Annotated in this window: 17 protein-coding genes and 2 tRNA genes; 14 read left to right on the top strand and 5 right to left on the bottom strand. The window is 48.9% G+C overall.

All coding sequences use genetic code 11. The features are described 5' to 3' along the window. The first annotated feature begins 1 nt into the window (after position 1). Together thrB and nudC are read left to right on the top strand one after the other, a co-directional pair. Positions 2-916 (top strand): homoserine kinase, encoded by a 915-nt coding sequence (thrB, locus tag A0U42_RS01965; RefSeq protein WP_065359662.1) that lies wholly within the window; start codon positions 2-4, stop codon positions 914-916. Continuing rightward, a complete protein-coding gene (gene nudC / locus A0U42_RS01960; RefSeq protein ID WP_065359661.1) occupies positions 916-1,743 on the top strand; it encodes an NAD(+) diphosphatase in 828 nt (275 codons plus the stop codon). Before thrB ends, nudC begins: the two co-directional genes overlap by 1 nt. Before the next feature lie 335 nt (positions 1,744-2,078). Here nudC and A0U42_RS01955 read toward each other — a convergent pair whose 3' ends face one another. Next, positions 2,079-3,563 carry an L-fucose/L-arabinose isomerase family protein gene (locus A0U42_RS01955; RefSeq protein WP_065359660.1) on the bottom strand — a complete coding sequence of 495 codons (1,485 nt, stop codon included), beginning with the start codon at positions 3,561-3,563 and terminating at the stop codon, positions 2,079-2,081. 309 nt (positions 3,564-3,872) lie between these two features. Between A0U42_RS01955 and xylB the strand changes: the two genes are divergently transcribed. The 4 genes from xylB (at position 3,873) to A0U42_RS01935 (ending at position 8,617) form a co-directional block, all read left to right on the top strand. Beyond that, a complete protein-coding gene (gene xylB / locus A0U42_RS01950) occupies positions 3,873-5,396 on the top strand; it encodes a xylulokinase (RefSeq protein WP_065359659.1) in 1,524 nt (507 codons plus the stop codon). 23 nt (positions 5,397-5,419) lie between these two features. Further along, positions 5,420-6,859 carry a sugar porter family MFS transporter gene (locus A0U42_RS01945; protein ID WP_083122150.1) on the top strand — a complete coding sequence of 480 codons (1,440 nt, stop codon included), beginning with the start codon at positions 5,420-5,422 and terminating at the stop codon, positions 6,857-6,859. Beyond that, the gene (locus A0U42_RS01940; RefSeq protein ID WP_065359658.1) at positions 6,859-7,476 is read left to right on the top strand and encodes a DUF4867 family protein; all 618 of its coding nucleotides are present in this window, start codon (positions 6,859-6,861) and stop codon (positions 7,474-7,476) included. The genes A0U42_RS01945 and A0U42_RS01940 overlap by 1 nt, the downstream gene beginning before the upstream one ends. Before the next feature lie 121 nt (positions 7,477-7,597). Next, positions 7,598-8,617, top strand: coding sequence for a LacI family DNA-binding transcriptional regulator (locus tag A0U42_RS01935; RefSeq protein ID WP_065359657.1), 1,020 nt, complete (start codon positions 7,598-7,600; stop codon positions 8,615-8,617). Between the two features lie 82 nt (positions 8,618-8,699). On the opposite strand, the gene A0U42_RS01930 is transcribed toward A0U42_RS01935, so the two are convergent. Beyond that, entirely contained in the window at positions 8,700-9,074 is a 375-nt protein-coding gene (locus A0U42_RS01930; RefSeq protein WP_083122146.1) for a hypothetical protein, read from the bottom strand. 39 nt (positions 9,075-9,113) lie between these two features. Next, a complete protein-coding gene (locus A0U42_RS11555; RefSeq protein WP_141669485.1) occupies positions 9,114-9,458 on the bottom strand; it encodes a hypothetical protein in 345 nt (114 codons plus the stop codon). 217 nt (positions 9,459-9,675) lie between these two features. On the opposite strand from A0U42_RS11555, the gene A0U42_RS01925 reads away from it, so the two are divergent. From A0U42_RS01925 to A0U42_RS01915, 3 genes are all read left to right on the top strand, one after another. Next, positions 9,676-9,752, top strand: a tRNA-Pro gene (locus A0U42_RS01925). 372 nt (positions 9,753-10,124) lie between these two features. Further along, positions 10,125-11,288: an acyl-CoA dehydrogenase family protein gene (locus A0U42_RS01920; protein WP_065359656.1), complete on the top strand. Its 1,164-nt coding sequence runs from the start codon at positions 10,125-10,127 to the stop codon at positions 11,286-11,288. 268 nt (positions 11,289-11,556) lie between these two features. After that, a complete protein-coding gene (locus A0U42_RS01915; RefSeq protein ID WP_083122142.1) occupies positions 11,557-13,077 on the top strand; it encodes a pyruvate kinase in 1,521 nt (506 codons plus the stop codon). A 91-nt stretch (positions 13,078-13,168) separates the two neighbouring features. Here A0U42_RS01915 and A0U42_RS01910 read toward each other — a convergent pair whose 3' ends face one another. Next, on the bottom strand, positions 13,169-13,651 hold the full coding sequence (locus A0U42_RS01910; protein WP_065359654.1) for a hypothetical protein: 483 nt from the start codon (positions 13,649-13,651) through the stop codon (positions 13,169-13,171). A gap of 101 nt (positions 13,652-13,752) precedes the next feature. Next, entirely contained in the window at positions 13,753-14,199 is a 447-nt protein-coding gene (locus A0U42_RS01905) for a hypothetical protein (protein WP_065359653.1), read from the bottom strand. 405 nt (positions 14,200-14,604) lie between these two features. Here A0U42_RS01905 and A0U42_RS01900 point away from each other — a divergent pair, with 405 nt between their 5' ends. The 5 genes from A0U42_RS01900 (at position 14,605) to A0U42_RS01880 (ending at position 19,596) form a co-directional block, all read left to right on the top strand. Next, entirely contained in the window at positions 14,605-15,060 is a 456-nt protein-coding gene (locus A0U42_RS01900; protein ID WP_065359652.1) for a flavodoxin family protein, read from the top strand. Between the two features lie 56 nt (positions 15,061-15,116). After that, positions 15,117-15,192: transfer RNA gene (locus tag A0U42_RS01895), tRNA-Ala, on the top strand. A gap of 433 nt (positions 15,193-15,625) precedes the next feature. Next, positions 15,626-17,527, top strand: a complete 1,902-nt coding sequence (locus A0U42_RS01890; protein WP_065359651.1) for an ABC-F family ATP-binding cassette domain-containing protein — start codon at positions 15,626-15,628, stop codon at positions 17,525-17,527. 258 nt (positions 17,528-17,785) lie between these two features. Next, complete coding sequence (locus tag A0U42_RS01885; protein WP_065359650.1) at positions 17,786-19,195, top strand: FAD-binding oxidoreductase; 1,410 nt, start codon at positions 17,786-17,788, stop codon at positions 19,193-19,195. 128 nt (positions 19,196-19,323) lie between these two features. Continuing rightward, entirely contained in the window at positions 19,324-19,596 is a 273-nt protein-coding gene (locus A0U42_RS01880; RefSeq protein ID WP_227163151.1) for a helix-turn-helix domain-containing protein, read from the top strand. Positions 19,597-19,715 lie beyond the last annotated feature (119 nt).

Here is a 19,715-nt window from a genome sequence, read left to right as displayed (position 1 = left end):
AATGACAAAAACATTGCATGCACAGATTCCTGCAACATCCGCTAACGTCGGCTCCGGTTTCGATGCCGTCGGTATTGCGCTGAACTTGTACAATGACATTTATTTTACGGAAGAACCGGGCAAAGACACGATAACCGTGGAAATTGAAGGACTCGGAGCCAACAAGCTGCCCAAGGTTTTTGACGAAAATATGGTCGGCCATGCGATGAAGGCCGTCGCCGTCAAGAAGCGTCAGTCCCTTCCTAAGGGCGGCACGCTGAAACTGGTCAATGCCATTCCACCGGCCCGCGGTCTCGGAAGCAGCTCGGCAGCTCTCGTCGGCGGTATCCTCATCGGTGACGCCTTGACCGGCAGTACCATGAGCCGCGACGAAATGCTGTCCCTGGCGACGGTCCTCGAAGGTCATCCGGACAATGTGGCGCCTGCCATTTACGGCGGCTTATCCGTTTCTGTCATGGTCGACGGCAAAACGCTGACCAATTCGATTCCCCTTGATGATGAATTGTCTTTTGTCACGGTCAGCCCGGAAGTCGAAATTTCTACAGAAGAAGCGAGAAAAGCCCTGCCCAAGACGATTGATTACCAAAACGCCGTCTTTAACGTCAGTCGCGTCAGCTTCTTGGTATCGTCTTTATTTACGAAGCAATACGACCGCATCGCTTATGGCCTGCAGGATAAGCTCCACGTACCTTATCGGTTGAGCCTCATTCCCAGCGGTGATCTGGTCTTGAAGAAGGCTGTGGAAGCCGGTGCCCTTGGGGCTACGATCAGCGGTTCCGGTTCGACGCTCATCGCTTTTGCTACGGGCAATGAAGGAGCTATCATGGAATCCATGATCAATTGCTTTAACGACCACGGCATTGAGGCAACGGGTCACGTGTTGAAATGCAGCAATGAAGGGGCGAAGCTCGTCTGATGATTCAAGATATCGGAGATCATACGTATCATGTTGAATACCGTCCGGTGCCGTTGGCACGGGATGGTATTCTCTTGTCTTATCGCGGTCGGGAGATATTGGTAAAGCTGACCGGGGAGAAATCTTTCACCTATCCGACTTACAGCGATTATGCCGACATGGGAGAAGACCGGTTCCGCTGGCTCTTTGCCGAAGACCGTCAGCAATTTTATTTGGCTGAGGAAGCCTTGCCGGAAAAAGAAGGCTTTGCTTATGTCAATATCTTCTTTATGAGGGGTGCGTCACCGCGGCATCTGGCCTTTGCCGGCGTCGTCGGCCTGTCCCTGTCCGTCTGGTACAGCAACCATCGCTTCTGCGGCCATTGCGGACGCCCGATGAAACACAGCGACAAGGAACGGATGGTTCATTGCGACGCCTGCCATACCATGATTTATCCGCGCATCTGCCCGGCCGTCATCGTAGCCGTCCGCCATGGTGACAAGCTCCTGGTCTCGAAATACGCCGGCCGGGAATACAAGAATGTTGCCCTTTTGGCCGGATTTGCCGAAGTCGGCGAGTCTATCGAAGATACCGTCCATCGTGAAGTCATGGAAGAAGTGGGCATTAAGGTCAAGAACCTGACCTTCTATAAGAGTCAGCCTTGGTGCTTTACGGATACACTCCTCTTGGGATTTTTCTGTGATCTTGACGGCGATGATACGCTGAAAGTCGATCACAGAGAACTGGCAACGGCTGAATGGATCGACCGACAGGATATTCCTGATGACGTAGAAAAAGCCAGCCTGACCATGGAAATGATGACCCTTTTTAAACAAGGAATCTATTAATGAGAACCTTGGATGACGATTTTTCCGCCATTCAAGGTTCTTTTTTTGAGGGAGACAGAAACGCTGACATTCCTGTGTCGGCGGGACGTGAGCCATGACGGTCACGTCTTTTTTTGCCTTCAGGGCCTCAGGGATATCGTGTAGAAATCATGTAGGGCTGGTGATGATTCGAATTTCTTAGAAACGTCGGGGACTGTCAGGCAGTGAAAAATAAAAATGGATACCGTGGTTATGAAAGATGTCATGGTGCAAAAAGTATCGGTTCAAAAAAAGGCGGCATAGACGCGAAAAGACGGCACGAAATGATTCGTGCCGTCTTTAATATGAGTAGGCTTTTACATGTCAAAGGGATTTTCGTTGGGATAGAGCATGCCTTTTGGCTGGTTGAAGGCGATGTCTTCAATGCCCAGGTACTGGAAGATGGAGAAGAGGACTTTTCCGATGTGGGCAAAGGCGACGGCGCCGTGATGAGGATACTGCTTGGCGATGAGGACGTGGCGGTAGAAGCGGCCCATTTCGGGGATGGCAAAGATGCCGATGCCGCCGAAGGACTGGGTAGCAGCCGGCAGGACTTCACCTTGAGCGATATAGGCCCGGAGTTGTCCGCCGGCCGTGCTCTGAAGTCGAAAGAAGGTAATCGGGCTTTCTGCGATATCGCCTTCGAGGGTGCCGCGGGTAATGTCCGGCGTGCCGCCGTCTTCTAAGAGACGGTTTTGGATGAGTTGATATTTTACGCCGCCCTTTTTCAACTTGCACAAAGGTGTGTTGCCGCAGTGGAAGCCCATGAAGGTATCTTGTTGCGTATAGTTCGTCGTCGGTTTGATGTCCGATTCGTAGAGGTCGCGGGGGACGGAGTTGTTGATGTCGAGCAAGGTGACGGTGTCACCGCTGGCACACATGCCGATGTATTCGCTGACGGCGCCGTAGATGTCGACTTCGCAGGCGACAGGGATGCCGCGGGATACGAGACGGCTGTTGACGTAGCACGGTTCAAAGCCGAATTGGGACGGGAAGGCCGGCCAGCATTTATTGGCAAAAGCTACATACTGACGAGAGCCTTTGTGAGCTTCAGCCCAGTCGAGGAGGGTCAGTTCGTACTGTGCCATGCGAGGCAGGAGATCCGGCCAGGGGTTGCCGTCTTTGCCGAGTTCTTCCGTCATATCGGCGACGACGTCGGCAATGCGCGGGTCGTCTTTGTGAGCCTGATACGATACGAGAAGGTCGAGTTCGGAGTTTTCTTCGATTTCAATGCCTAAGTCGTAGAGCGGTTTGATTGGTGCGTTGCAGGCAAAGAAGTCCTGAGGACGCGGGCCGAAGGTAATGATTTTTAACTGGCTGAGGCCGATGAGCGTGCGGGCCATGGGCTGGAAGTCAGCAATCATGGAAGCGACTTCTTCAGCGGTTCCTACGGGGTATGACGGGATATAGGCTTTTAATTTGCGAAGGCCTAAGTTATACGAACAGTTGAGCATGCCGCAGTAAGCATCGCCGCGGCCGTTGATGAGGTTTTTGCCTGTTTCTTCGGCAGCAGCGGCGTACATGACCGGACCGTCGAAGTATTTAGCGATTAAGGTTTCCGGCGTTTCGGGACCGAAGTTACCTAAGAAGACGACGAGGGCATTGCAGCCGGCGGCTTTTGCTTCGTCGACGGCTTTGAGCATATCTTTTTCGTTTTCTACGACCGTCGGCACTTCGTAGAGGTCGCCATATTTTTTGGTATAGGCATCGACGATGGCCTTGCGACGGTTCTGGGATAAAGAAATAATAAAGCAGTCACGGCTGACAGAAATAATACCACATTTCACTTCGGGAATATTCATGATAAGGTCTCCTTTCCCATGTAAGGGTTACTTGTAATTTTTTTTGAGTGCCTAGGCACATTTCGTTAAGGGAATGATAGCACGCTTGTCAAATTTCTGTCAATACATAGTTTGACATTTTTTTACGAAAGGCAGCATTATGCAGAAAAAATACAGGTAAACCCTGAAATATAGCAAAAGTGCATGTATGGAGATTCCCGTTGACCATCTAATTTTGTCATGGTATACTTCAAACATAGACATGTGCTTAGGCACGCAATAAGGCGCGAGGACCTCGAAATAAATGAGGCACATTAGGGAGGAAGATATATGAAGTATGTAATGGGAATTGATATTGGTACGTCAGCGACCAAAACAGTACTCTTCGACGATACCTGTCAGGCTGTGGCTATGGCGTCCTGTGAGTATCCCTTGTATCAGCCCCAGAACGGTTGGGCTGAACAGAGGCCGGAAGATTGGTATCAGGCTGTTGTACAGACGATACGGGAAATCTTGGCAAAGTGCACCGTAGAAGCGAAAGATATCGTCAGTATCGGCTTATCCGGTCAGATGCACGGCTTGGTCATGTTAAATGAAAAGAACGAAGTCATCCGGCCGGCTATCATCTGGTGTGACCAACGGACGGGGAAAGAATGTATCGAAATCACCCGGACCGTCGGTGCTGAAAAGTTGATGGACATTACGGCCAACCCGGCATTGACCGGTTTTACGGCGTCGAAGCTTCTCTGGGTGCGCAACCATGAAGCGGAACACTATCGCCAGTGCCGCCATATTCTGCTTCCGAAAGATTATGTCCGCCTGCGCATGACCGGTCAGTATGCGACCGACGTTTCTGATGCCAGCGGCATGCAGTTCCTCGACGTACGTCACCGCTGTTGGTCCGATGAAATCCTGGATCTCCTCGACATCGATCCGGCATGGCTGGCTAAGGTCTATGAATCACCGGATGTGACGGGAACACTGACACCGGCCTTTGCCGCAGAAACAGGCCTCCTTCCGCAAACCATCGTCGTCGGCGGTGCCGGCGATAATGCCGCTGCTGCTGTCGGAACCGGCATCGTCAGTGACGGAAAGGCTTTTACAACCATCGGTACCAGCGGTGTCGTCTTCGCCCATACGAGCGATCTCCACATCGACCCTAAAGGCCGCGTCCACTCGTTCTGCTGTGCCGTGCCCGGGTGTTGGCACGTCATGGGTGTAACCCAGGCTGCGGGCTTGTCTCTTCGCTGGTTCCGTGATACGCTGGGACATGACTACTTAAAAGAAGCCGAACAGGCCGGTCTTGATCCTTATGTCGTCATGGACCATCACGTTGAACACGTACCCATGGGCAGCCGGCGCCTCCTTTATTTACCTTATCTTATGGGCGAACGGACGCCGCACCTCGACCCGGATTGCCGCGGTGTATTCTTCGGACTATCGGCCATTCATACGCAGGACGATATGCTCCGGGCCGTCATGGAAGGCGTTGGCTATTCTCTGACGGACTGCCAGGACATCCTTCGCGACATGGGAATCGTCGTTCAGGAAATGATGGCCTGCGGCGGCGGCGGACGAAGCCAATTGTGGCGTCAGATGCTGGCCGATATGTATAATTGCGAAGTCAAAACCGTATCTTCTAAGGAAGGCCCTGCCCTGGGGGCAGCTATCCTGGCCGGCGTCGGAGCCGGATTATTTAAGAGCGTCGTCACGGCTTGCCGCGATTTCATCGATACCAATACCTATTGCCAGCCCGACCCGACAGCTCACGCCTATTATGAAAAAGGCCACGCTTTATATCAGAAATTATATCGGCGATTAGCCGGATGTTATCAAGATTTGGCGACTTTATAAACGCCGTTAGGAGAGATGTGACCATGATGAATCAAGAAGCAGCCATGATTTGTGACGACAAGGTATTAGCAAAGTCTCACGCTTCGCGAGTACGGAAATTCATTTATTTTACGGCCGGTATGGCCGGTTTGTTGTTCGGCCTCGACCAAGGGGTTATCGCCGGTGCCCTGCCCTTTATTACGGCTGAATGGGGGCTCAACAGCGCCGCTCAGGAACGGGTCGTCAGCTGTATGATGGTAGGCGCTGCTATCGGCGCCTTATGTGCCGCTTTTATGACGGCTCGTATCGGCCGAAAGCGCAGTCTCCTTACCGGTGCCGCCCTGTTTATCGTAGGTTCTGTCGGTTCCGGCTTGGCCGTTAACGTCGACATGCTCATCGGTTTTCGTTTGATTTTGGGCCTGTCCGTCGGGATTGCTTCGTATACGGCGCCGCTCTATTTAGCGGAAATGGCCGACAAAGACTCACGAGGTCAGGTCATTTCAGGCTATCAGTTTATGGTTACCGTTGGGATTCTGTCGGCCTTCCTGTCCAATACCTATTTCAGTTACAGTGGTTCCTGGCGGATGATGCTGACGGTCATTGCCATTCCGGCTGTCGTCTTGATTCTAACCGTATTCGTACTGCCCGAAAGTCCTCGCTGGCTGGCTGCCAAGGGCCGTTTTTCGGAAGCCGAAAAGGTTTTGCAGACCCTTCATGCCGATGTTTCCTTAGCAAAATCGGAATTAAATGATATTAAAGATACCCTGAAAGTAAAACAAGCCGGCTGGTCCTTATTGAGATCGAATAAAAACGTGCGCCGTGCCGTATTCCTCGGCGTCCTGTTACAGGCCATGCAGCAGTTTACCGGTTTTAATGTCATCATGTATTATTCGCCGAAAATCCTCAGCCTTGGCGGCTTTTCCAGTACGGAAGATCAGATGATCGGCACGGTCATCAACGGGATTGTCTTCGTCCTGGCAACCCTCATTGCTGTCTATACCGTCGATAAGTCCGGACGTAAGCCGGCTTTAAAAGTCGGTTTTGCCGTCATGGCAGCCGCCATGGTTGTCATGGGTCTTTGCATGGCTGTCATTGAAGGCGGGAATCCCGCTCCTTGGGTTTGCTACCTTTCGGCTATTATGACCATGATCTTCATCGCCGGTTTTGCCATGAGTGCCGGTCCGATCGTTTGGGTTCTGTGCTCGGAAATCCAGCCTTTGAAGATGCGTGAATTCGGCGTTGCCTGCTCGACCATGACCAACTGGATCACCTGTGCTGTCGTCGGTGCTACCTTCCTCAGCCTCATCGATGCCCTCGGTTCTTCCATGACTTTCTGGATGTACGCCGGTTTGAATGCCGTATTCATCGCCCTGACCTTTGCCTTTGTTCCGGAAACGAAGAATGTTTCTCTGGAACAGATTGAAAAGAACTTGATGTCCGGCATGAAGTTGAAAAATATTGGGGTTCACGGAGGTAATCAGTAATGAAACAAGTAACGGATAAAGAATTTGCCGTCTACGGACGGGTCCTCGATGTTGATGTCAAAGAATTTGTGGACGTAATGAAAGAAGTTCCCGTTGTGTCGGAAGGGACGATGTATGAACCATCTGTCGGGGCATTTGAAGAACTGCCCTTGGCGAAAACGCTGGAAGAGGAATCCTTCGGCTTCCTTCCCATTGAATTTGGCCATTGCAGCGGCTATAATAATAAGCTCAATGCCTTAGAATATCATCGGTCTTCGGAAGTTGACATCGCTGCGACAGACCTCATCTTATTAGTCGGCCGACAGCAGGATATCGATCTATCCTCTTATACATATGATACGGCTCTCGTTGAAGCCTTTTTCGTTCCGGCCGGAACGGCAGTCGAACTCTATGCGACGACCCTTCACTTTGCACCGTGCAGTGTTGATGGCAAAGAATTTCGCTGCGGCGTCGTCCTTCCGAAAGGAACCAACGAGGCTTTGCCGGAAACGGTTGACAACAGCGGCGAAAATGCCTTGCTCTTTGCCATCAATAAGTGGCTCATCGCTCATGAAGAGAGCGGGCTGCAAAAGGATGAGGCCTGGATTGGGCTGGTTGGAGAGAATATACGGATTTAAAAGATGAGGAACTATTTATAAAGTGCGAACTTTATCGATAGTTCCTTTTATCATGCCGCGATGTTTGGTACAATAGAGGGGATCCGTTAACCTTGAATATGGGGATAAGTGAGGGAGAAGAATGGTAACGATTAAAAAAATTGCCGAACTTTGTGGTGTTTCACGAGGGACCGTAGACCGGGTCCTCAATGGCCGGGGCCGCGTCAAGCCGGAAACGGCCGAAGCCGTTATGAATATGGTGAAGCAATTAGGATATAAACCGAATCCGGCCGGTAAGGCCTTGGCTGCCAGACGGCACCGGCCCATTGTCGGCGTCATTTTGAATTCAGAAGGCAATGCTTTCTTCGATGAGATCATCCGCGGCATCGAGACGGCAGAAAGCCGCTATCAGATTTACGGCATCCAATTGACGATGCGCTTGATGAAAGGCTATGACGTAGAGGCCCAGCTGGCGCTCATTGACGAGCTGGAAGCCATTCACGTGAGCGGCCTCATCATCAGCCCTATCAACGATAAGCGTATTGCCGATGCCATCAATGCCTTAGTCGATAAAGGCGTCTTCGTCGTCACCGTCAATAACGACGTACAAGGCTGCCGCCGCCAGTGCTACGTCGGCAGTGACTATACCAATGGAGGTGAAACGGCCTGTGCCCTGCTGCAGCTCCTGAGCGGTCAGACGGCTAAAATCGGAGTCGTTACCGGTTCTCGTCAGGCTTGGGGCCATGAACTTCGTCTCGAAGGATTCAAGCGACGTATGGAGGCAGTGCCGGGCTTTTCTGTCTTAGCGACAGCCGTTAACAAGGACGATGAAATCATCTCTTATGAAGAGACGAAGAAGATGCTCGAAGAAAATCCGGACATCGATTCCTTGTTCATCGTTGCAGGCGGCGTGTATGGTGCCTGCCGGGCCGTCGTCAGCCTAAAAAAAGAAAAAGACCTGACCATCGTCGCCTTCGACAGTACGCCGACGACAGTAGACATGATGAAACAGGGTGTCTTAAAGACGATTATCTATCAGCACCCATACCAGCAGGGATACCGGGCCATGGACTTGGCTTTCCAGTACCTGGTCAATGACCAAAAACCGGAACGGGAGCGCTATATCCTGAAGAATGAAATAAAGCTCCTGGAAAATTTATAAGGTAAGCGTAACCGATGAAAAAAGGCTCTTTCCTATCGTGACAGCAAATGTCATCGTGATAAGGGAGAGCCTTTTGATGTGTTTATAGATGCGGCTGGATTAAATCACGCCCGCAGCAGCGACAAACCGTCGCTTCCGGTCGGCTGAACTCGCCGCAGTAAAGGCATTTATGCCAGCCTTTGAAGGTCTTTGCGATATCATTATCTTTAATGCATAAACTATGAATGAAGGCGATTAGAAAAAGGCAAAGTCCGTATATATACCAGATGGCAAAGCTGCGGCCTTTGCGAGATGCGATATTGGCAGGGATTAGCGCCAATACCGAGAAAATCCAATACTCTATATAGAGATCGCCTTTATTACCCAATAAGTTCACATCGGATAATAGAATGGGAACGAGAATAGAAAAGATTAAAAAAGCGGTTAACGAGTAACGTACATTGTGTGGTTTTTCCATAATGACACCTCTTGTTTATCTGGGAATTAGCCCTACTTATTATATAAATAAATCTCGGCCGCAAAAGTGACAAACGGTGGCTTCCGGTCGGCTGAGTTCGCCGCAATAAGGGCATCGATGCCATCCCTTTGCTGCTTTTGAACGTTCATTTTCCTTGATGCATAGACTATGAATAAAGGCGATTAACCAAAGCAGCATGGCATATATAAACCATAAGACGAGATTACGCCCTTTTCTTGCTGCAATGATTGCCGGAATTAAGGCAAAGAGACAGAAAAAGAAATAGCTTAATCCCGGCCAACTGTAATCGTCTCGCAATAAAACAGTAGGAATCATGATTATTGCCAGGACTATCAGTATGTCTTTGTTCTTCAGAAGATTCAAACTTACCACCTATTGTTTTATTTATACATATAGTATACAACGAATTGTTACATATATCCATTCCGAGTATCATAAAGAGAAATGAATCACTTATTTTTTCGGTGATAGAGGCATAATATACATCGGTTACTCTCCTATGATGATAAAGCCTTTACGACATGTTCAGTAAATTTGAACTTGACAAGCGCCTTTGAATCGGTTAAAATTAAAAGGTCGACGGGACGTGGCGCAGCTTGGTAGCGCGCTTCCTTGGGGTGGAAGAGGTCGCGAGTTCAAATCTCGCCGTTCCGACCAAGACATGACCATTCTTTGAATCATGTAATATGACTCAAAGAATGGTTCTTTTTTTATAGTAAAACCTTGCGGAACTCGATTATGAATAATTTTCCGTAAGGGGCGATATAGATTTCTTTTGAAGACGGGTACATGGTCCGTCTTTTTTTTGTGTGCGTTTTTTAGAGAACTGGGAAATTTTGCGAAGAACAAGGTGACTTAGCCAATGTCGGTTTTTGACAATTCATTCTTAAAATAGAATTAGAAAATGCTTTTATCTTATTTAAAACTTTCTTTATATGCGAGATGTTGATATAATATAAATACGAATAGTATAGTTACCGCCGTCGTATTGTTTTTTTGTTGTTCATTGTTAGAGGAGGTTTTTTTATCATGGGTTATATTCTCAATAAGGATCAGCAGGATCTCGTCGCCTTGGCAAGGGACTTTGCGGAAAAGAAAGTAGCTCCCTTTGTGCATGAATTGGATGAAGCCAAAGAACCGGGCCAAAAACTTTTGGATATTTACCAGGAAGCCGTTGATATCGGCTTTTGCGGCTTAGAGATTCCTGAAGAATACGGCGGCATGGGACAGGATTATTACACGGTTGCTGCTGTTTATGAAGAACTGTCTAAAGTTGACGCCGGCGTGGCTACGGCTATTGCAGCTTCGGGTCTCGGTCTCAAACCGGTTCTCCAGCACGGTAACGACGCTCAAAAGAAATTGTATGCCGAATATTTGACCGGTGAAAAGGGCAGCGGTTTCTGCGCATTCTGCCTGACTGAAGCCAATGCAGGTTCCGATGCAGCTGCCGGTACGACGGTTGCTGTCAAAGAAGGCGATGAATACGTCATCAACGGTACGAAATGCTTCATCACCAATGGCGGCGTCGCTTCCGTTTACACCGTATTTGCCATTACCGATAAATCGAAGGGCGTAAAAGGCATTTCGGCCTTCATTGTAGAACGTGACCGTCCGGGCGTTTCTGTTGGTAAAGAAGAAGACAAGATGGGTATCCGCCTGTCGAACACGACGGAAGTCATTTTCCAGGACGTCCGCATTCCGGCCGACCACCTCATCGGTGAAGAAGGCAAAGGCTTCGTCTATGCTATGCAGACCTTGGACCTCGCTCGTCCTATGGTAGCGTCCCTGGCTGTCGGTATTGCGCAAAGAGCTATTAATGAAGCTGTCAAATATGCGAAAGAACGCGTTACCTTTGGCAAACCGATCATCAAACATGAAGTTATTGCCTTTAAACTGGCTGATATGGACATGAAGACGGAAGTTGCTCGTTCGGCTATCATCAACTTCCTCAACACGTATTATGCAGAACCGAAACGGAGCTATACTCGTGAAGCGGCTATCGCTAAATGCTTTGCCGGTGACATCTCTGTAGAAGTCGCTTTAGAAGCTGTTCAGATTCTCGGCGGCTTCGGTTACAGCTGTGAATATCCGGTTGAAAAATTGGTTCGTGATGCTAAAATCATGCAGATTTATGAAGGCACCAACGAAGTTCAGCGCATGGTCATCGCCGGTTTCGTAGCGGCTCAAAAATAAGATTCTTTTATAAGAAAAGACTGTTGTACTTGGCCCCGGCTCTCATTTGTGCCGGGGCTATCGTTAAAAATACCGGTGTACGACAGTCTTTTTGTGTTCGAAACGGTGTTTTTGAGGAGCTGTAAGACAGTGTGTTTTTAGGGGAAGCACTGAGTTTGTGAAGGGGTGTAAAATCGATGTAAAGCAAGGCTGACGGCGTTGAGAAAGTTTGTTTACAGGAATATAATTAATTATATGAATAAAAATCATGAAAATGGGGTGAATTGAAGTGGAACAAGACATATATCCATCAGCGAAAGAACTTTATGGCGTTCTTTGCAGGTTACGGAAGGATGTCCTGTCGCGGGGCGATTCTTTATATCGGCAGTGGAAACCATTGATTCAGCGGAGACACTTTACATACAGTGCCTGGAATTTGGCCTTTTATCTGGCTCTTCGCTGTCATGATTTGCGAAAGATACAGCGCTCGCTCCTTCCCTTTGGTCTGTCGTCTCTCGGACGCGGCGAAGCCAGGGCTATTACCAATCTCGATGCCGTCATGGCTTCCTTGGGGCGTATCTGTCAGGAACCGGAACAGAATCTCGTTCCCTATCCGCAGCAGCGGCGATTTTTCTATGGCGACGGCCTCTTAGCGTACAATACGGGACGGATTTTTGGGACGGCCAAGACGGGGACGCGGATCATGGTAACGCTGCCGACAGAGGCTGCTGAAGACAACGGCCTCCTTATTCGCGACTTAGTCGCAGCCGGCATGGATTGTGCTCGTATCAATTGCGCTCACGACTCGCAGGAACTTTGGGGGACGATGATTTCCTATATCCGGAGGGCCGAACAGGAAACGGGAAATCATTGTAAGGTTTACATGGATTTGGCCGGACCGAAGGTTCGCATCGAATCGGTTCTGCTGCGCTATGGGGAAGCGAGGGTCATGCCCGGTGAGCAAATCTTTTTGGTATCGGGACCGATTTCCGTCTATCCTGACGATTATAAGGGAAATATCGTCATTTCGTGCAGCATCCCCGAAGCCTTTGAACACATGGAAGCCGGACAACCGGTTCTCATTGATGACGGGAAAATTCGGGCTATCGTTGAAAAAATGACGCCGGAAGGGGCCTATTTGACCATTACCTATACCAAGCCCTTAGGCGGAAAGATAAAGAATGAAAAGAGCCTGAACTTCCCCCAGACGCCGATGAACTTGTCTCCCCTTACGGAAAAAGACAAAGAAGATTTGGACTTTGTCGTACAGTATGCTGATGCCATCGGCTACTCCTTCGTTAAATCAGCGGCTGACGTGTCCCTCCTGCAGGGGGAACTTCAAAAGCGCTGCGGTAAGGCTTACCGCCAAATTGCCCTGGTAGCCAAAATCGAAAACCAAGAGGTCGTCGACAACCTGCCGGAAATCATCGTTCAGGCCGCATCTAAGCAGCCCCTCGGCATCATGATTGCCCGCGGTGACCTGGCCGTTGAAGTCGGATATCGGCGCCTGGCAGAACTTCAGGAAGAAATCATGTGGATCTGCGAAGCTGCCCACGTGCCGGTCATCTGGGCGACCCAAGTCCTTGAAAACCTGGTCAAAAAAGGCCTCCCGTCGCGAGCTGAAATTACCGACGCCGCCATGGGCGAACGAGCCGAGTGCGTCATGCTCAATAAAGGGCCGTACATCGTAGAAGCCGTCACAGCCTTGACTAACATCCTATTGCGGATGGAACAGCATCAGCATAAGAAAACATCCCAGCTCCGGGCCCTGCACATCGCCCAAAATATGTTTGAGAACGGGAAATTATAAAGAGGCAATAAAAAATCAGAGAGGGAATGAATGACCATTCCTTCTCTGATTTTTTGTTTAGTCATTATTCTTTAGGCTATGTTCATTGGCGTTAACTATTCCATCCTAAGCCAATCCTCGTGACAACACCATTTTTTATACGAAAAACCATGTCGAGTCCATTGCCTGGTTTGTACCAAAGTTCCGGATGATTCGGGGCAAAGCGAATGTCCGGTTGCCCGTAGGCTTTGATGACGTCAGCGCGAGTTGAGCCGACGTGGATTCCTGCGGGAGTGGCAAAGCCATTGTTGGCCGTGATGTTAATCATGACTATTTTAAAGGGACCGCTTGGGGAGTCACTGTGAGCATAGAGATAGACAGAATCGCCGTAATGCATTTTTTGATCATATACCTGGATGCCGGCGGCATAGCTGACCTCTTCTTTTATGGGGTCGCCATAAATTTGAACCATATCTTGTACCGGCATACCCGGATAGATGCCGCCTAAAACGGCTTCATTCAAGGGGACTTTTGCCATGGTGATACTACTGGCACAGACGAGTATTGCCAAGACGGAGAAAAGCTTCTTTTTCATTTGATAATGCACCATCCCTTCTTTGACAGGTGGATCAAATACTCGTTTATTTAGCGTCTAAGGCCTTTGTATCTCGGGTCTTACTTTTTTAGCCGCGGTCATCATGATTGAGCGGGGATATTTTTTGTGTTCTGTATGGCTCGTTCTTTTAATATGGGATAGGCATGGCGAATCGAGGTGTATATATTAGTTATTTTATGCCATTCCCCTTTTTGGTACCTATTTTGAAAATCGGATGTAACATATAAATGAGCGCTTTGCTTATACTCTTTAAAATAGACGGTGTTCTTAGAACGCATGGGATATTCTGCGGACTTATCGTAGGTAACGAAATAGTCCAGCGCGGCAATGATGATATATGCCGGCGTGTCTTTTACTACGACAGCCGAGGACAAATCCACTGCCGATCCGTGGTGGGTACCAGTATCCCAAATCAAATAATTCTGTGCATCGTCAAAATACATTGGCTTTGCCGATACGTCTTGGAGCGGAAAGGCAAGGGCAAACAAAAAGACAAACGCGCATAGTCCCTGAAGTATTCTTCTCATCACGACACCTCCTGAAAATCCACTTCCCATAGTGTATTCGATTTCTTTCTCGTACCAAACTTATATTCTCATTATACACTAAAAATATAATTTTGTTAAAATTGTATGAATTTATTTCAAGGGGGCCTTACGAGCTGATTTAGCAGAAATACGGACCAAATTATTTTACTTCCACTTGTATCGTAGTATCGTAACCATAAAGCATTCCTGCTAGGGAGATTTAACGGGCCAAGAATTTGGTTCAGACAATATGGGTGTGAGGCGCAAATAGGACGATGTATATTTCCTGGGGGGAAAATAAAAATAAATCTCTTTTGTTGCAAATGCAACGGAACTTCTTTCGTTTCTATCATATAGTAAAGGTATAGAAAAAGACCCTTATTCTAGCGAAAGGAGATAGATATTATGAAAGCTTTAGTCTTGTACTCCTCCGAAACGGGAAGAACGAAAAAATTAGCCGAAGCGGTCCGTTCTGTTTTGCCGGCGAATACGGATTTTTTGCCTATGGAACAGGCTCCGGAACACTTCGATGACTATGATATTGTCTTTGTCGGTGTTTGGTTCCTGAATCTTAGGATTGATGAAAAGTCCCGGTCCGTGTTACCGCGCTTGAAGGCAAAGAAGGTCGCCATCTTTGCTACTATGCACCGCGACCTTTTCTCGGACGATATCTCGAAGAATCTTCGCCAGGCCGTCGAGCTTCTGCCGAAAGGCGTCTGGGTTGCCGGTACGCACGCCGTCTATGTCGACGAAAGTATGGCAGAGCTGCCTTTGGGCGTCGATGAACGGCTCGACACGGAAAGCGTACAGAACTTCGCTGAAAATACATATAGTCGTCTCGAAAATGATCCGGCAGCTTAAAAATGCTTGACAGCAACCAACGGTTGATGCTATAATTTCTTTTGTAGCCAATACATGGGGGTATAGCTCAGCTGGGAGAGCGCTTGCATGGCATGCAAGAGGTCAGGAGTTCGATCCTCCTTATCTCCACCATAAGAAATGTGATAACCACGCAGTTTGCGAACTGCGTGGTTATTTTTATATACACCATGAAAGGTGGCAGGGATTTATGGAGTAAGTACGGAAGAAATATCATTGGGATTATCATCCGTGGAGGAATGCCTGTTCGTATAGATACAAACATAGGAATCGTCATCGCTCCTGTCGGGAGTCCCCGGCGGCAGTTTTTTACATCGAATCGACGGGAGGTAAAGGAAGTTGTATCGGGAAAATCATTTTTTACGATGACAAAAAACGCTTACGACATATACAGCCGACATTCTATCGAAGTGAGGTAATCGGATAAACAGGGAGTTTGTGCGGTTTTCAGCCTTCCTTCGTTGAGGCATCGGTCTTTTCATGATATAATTGTTACTTATGATGAGACTGGATTTTTATTTCTTGCAGGAGGGTAAGGTTAAGCTATATGGGCAGTATTAAGGTACAGAAGTTGGGAAAATCTTTTGGCGTGCGCACGGTCTTTCAAGATGTCAGTTTTGAAATTCGTCGCGGCGAACGTATCGGCCTGATCGGGGCTAATGGGGCCGGGAAGTCGACCCTTCTCAAGTGTCTGATCGGAGATGAGGAGTACGATGCCGGAGCCTTTATCGTATCGGAAGGTGAATCCATCGGCTATTTGCAGCAGGATGTGACCTATGCCGATGATATTACCCTCGGCCAGCTGATTACCGAGGCTTGGCAGGACGTCATGCGCCTGGAAAAGGAATTAAAAGGCCTTGAAAAGGAGATGCAGTCCCGTCCCGACGACGAAGGGTTGATGAATCGCTATGCCCGGATGCAGGAGCGGTTTGAATGGCTCGGCGGCTATGAATACGAATCGATGTCCCGTAAAATCGTCCGCGGCCTCGGTTTTTCCGAAGCCGACATGGATCGGCCGGTCCAGAGTTTTTCCGGCGGCCAGAAGACGCGCATCAATTTGGCCAAAGCCCTGGTGCGTCGTCCGGACTATCTCTTCCTCGACGAACCGACGAACCATCTCGATATGGACATGCTGGAATGGCTCGAAGGCTATCTCTTGTCTTATGGCGGCGGCATCCTCATCGTCTCGCATGACCGCTATTTCCTGGATCGAGTGGCTACGGGCATCTTAGAGCTGTCTCACGGCAAGGTGACAAAGTACAAGGGCAATTATTCGCGCTATGTCGAACAGCACGATCAGCAGCAAATGGCCCTCGAACGGGCGTATAAGAAGCAGCAGGAACATATTCACGAGACGGAAGAATATATCCGCAAGTACAAGGCCGGTATCAAGGCCAAACAGGCCAGGGGCCGTCAGTCTCAGCTTGATCGGTTGGAACGAATCGAATGGCAGCCTGATGAAGCGTCCCTTCGGTTTAATTTTAAGCCGGCTGAAGAATGCGGCCAAAAGGTACTGACCCTCGATAAGGTCAGCGGCGGTTTTGCCGACAGGCAGCTCTTTGACCATTTGTCGCTCCTCCTGCGCCGCGGTGAAGCAGCAGCTCTCATCGGTCCTAACGGGGCCGGAAAGACGACCCTCATTCGCATGATTATGGGCGAAAAAGAACCTACGGACGGCCATATCACGCTCGGCAGCAAGGTCCATATCGGTTACTTTGCCCAGGAGCATACGGAACTGCACGGGGCTTGGACGGTGCTTGATGAAATCATGAATGCCTTCAGTTACGGCGAAGATGAAGCCCGGTCGGCTTTAGGTCACTTCCTCTTCCGCGGCGACGACGTCTTTAAAGTCATCGACAGCCTCAGCGGCGGGGAGCAGGCTCGAGTAGCCCTGCTTAAACTCTTTTTGCAGGGGCCTAATTTCCTCATTCTTGACGAACCGACCAACCATTTGGACATTCCGACGCGAGAAGTCCTCGAACAGGCCCTCCTTGATTTTGGCGGGACCTATCTTGTCATTTCTCATGACCGCTACTTCCTCGATAAAATTACCCGGAGGACCTTGGTCCTCGAACATAAACAGTTGACGGACTACGTCGGTAACTACAGTTATTATCGGGAAAAAGTCCGGGAAGCCGAGGCCTTGGCTGCGGAAAACAATCCGCAGTCCCTGCCGGAGAAAGATACTGCGGCCAAGAAGCCGTCTGCCCCGGTTCAGACCGCAAAGGTACAAAAAGCGTCCGTGTACGGCCAAGCGGCGAAGCTTCAAAAGTTGGAGCTGAAGATTGCCGAACTCGAAGCGACGCTTAAGATGTATGAAGTCAAGATGAACATGCCTGAAAATCAGACTGATGCCGAGGCCATGATGAGCCTGACGGCAGCATATGAAGCGGCTCAGGCTGAGCTTGACGACGCCTACGAAAAATGGGAAACGCTAGCTGAATCTTAATCAAGCATAGAAGATATAAAAAATAAATATAATCGGTAAAAACGATGCTGCCGTAAAACGTAAAACTTTATGTAAAAATCACGTTCTTTCGTTTCAAGATTAGAAGATAAACCGGGATAATCCTAAGAAATGAAGAAAAAAGTGGCTTTACAAGTCTTTGGGATATGGTATACTATGTTCAACTTCCATGAAGAAGTGAATTTACTATAGCTTTTTGGAATACTTAAATCCAGACTGACAGAGGGGAAGCGTTTATATATGGCAGCATCATTTAATCCTGTTACACCGGAATTATTAGACGAATTACGAAATGTCCTGGGGGATAAATTCGTCAAGACTGACGAAGATTACTTGGAACGGTATCAGACCGATGAAGAAGGTAACTCTCATTATTTCCACAAACCGGAAGTCGTCGTATTCCCGGGTTCGACGGAAGAAGTGGCTGAAGTCGTTAAACTGGCCAACAAATACCTCGTTCCCATTACGCCGCGTTCGGCCGGTTCCGGCGTTGCCTGCGGCGCTATCCCCGTCTACCATGGCATCGTCGTCGAATTGGAACGGATGAATCAGATCCTGACCTTCGATGCCGACAACATGTATGCCGTCTGCCAGACCGGGGTCATTACCGGCGATTTGCAGCGCGAAGCGGCTAAACACGGCCTTCTCTATGCCGGTGACCCGTCGAGTGCCGATAGCAGCATGATTGGCGGCAACGTAGCTAATAATGCCGGCGGCAATAAGGCCGTCAAGTACGGAACGACGCGCAATCAGATTTACAGTCTGAAAGTCGTTACGCCGACGGGCGACATCCTCGATGCCGGTGCCCGCTTAAAGAAATGCTCTACCGGTCTTTGCTTGGAACAGCTCTTCGCCGGTTCGGAAGGCGTTCTCGGCATCATTACGGAAGTCACGGTCAAGCTTCGCCCCATGCCGCCTTATACCTTCAATATGGTCTGCGTATTCAAGACGGATGAAGAAGCTTTTGCCCTTCCCAATAAAATCTTGAAAGCCGGCATCGATCCGACCAGTATCGAATTCATGGACAATGAAGCCCTTCGCATGACCTGCAAGTTCTTGGATATGAAGATGCCTCACGTCGATGAAGGCTGCGACTACGTCATCGTTACGGTCGAATCGTTCAGCGAAGACGATTCGGACCGTAAGATGGAACAGCTCTGTGATCTTGCTGAAGAAAACGGTTCTATCGATGAATTTGAAGCCGATAAGCGCATTTGGAAGCTGCGCAAGCAGTTTGCCGAAGCGGCCCGCGACGTCGACAAGATGTTCCAGACGGAAGACTTCGTCGTTCCCCTCGATAAGATTCCTGATATCACTAAGCAGATTCCGGAACTTCGCGAAAAGTACGACCTCTACTGCGTCACCGTTGCCCATATCGGTGATGGGAATATCCACGTTCTTCCTTTGAATGCCAAAGGCTTGTCGCCGGAAGAATGGTTTGAAAAGATCAAGGCCTTCCACCGCGACCTCTTCCCGCGGGTCTATGCCCTCGGGGGCAAGATGTCCGGTGAACACGGCGTCGGTTTTAAGAAGCTCGAAGAGTTTGCGCTCTGTACTCCGGAAGCAGAACTAAATGTCATCAAGGCCATCAAGAAGGCTTTAGATCCCAATAATATCATGAATCCCGGTAAATTGGTACAAATTTGTTAAGTATTTCATAAAAGATTGTCTAAATTGCAAAGACGGCAACGATTATGTGCAGATAATCATTGCCGTCTTTTTATATATTTACTATAATAGTATAAAGGACATTACTAATGTACTTCTGGAATACGATAATGATGAAAACAGGTGATGACATGAAATACTACAGCCGTTTGAAGACGCTCCGATTGGAGGCGAGACTTTCTCAAGCTGATGTAGCCAAAATTTTAAAATGTTCTCAAGTTGGATATGGCATGTACGAATTGGGAAAACGAAAGATTCCCGTAGAAAAATTGATCCAGCTGGCAAAGCTGTACCATACGTCCTTAGATTACATTGCCGGTCTGACTGATGAACGGACGCCTCGACCCAATCTAAAGAGCGAAGAAGAAGTACAAGTCTTATGAAAAAGGCTCATCCCATGGCAGTAAGCTGCTGTCACGGGATGAGCTTTTTTGGCGCCGAATAGGCATGATAAAACCCCCAGTTACACTGGGGGTAAGTAAATCTTCTTATAGTAAAAAAA

The organism is Megasphaera sp. DISK 18 (assembly GCF_001682955.1).
GTDB lineage: Bacteria > Bacillota > Negativicutes > Veillonellales > Megasphaeraceae > Megasphaera > Megasphaera massiliensis.
This window is presented reverse-complemented; position numbering and strand designations above follow the sequence as displayed.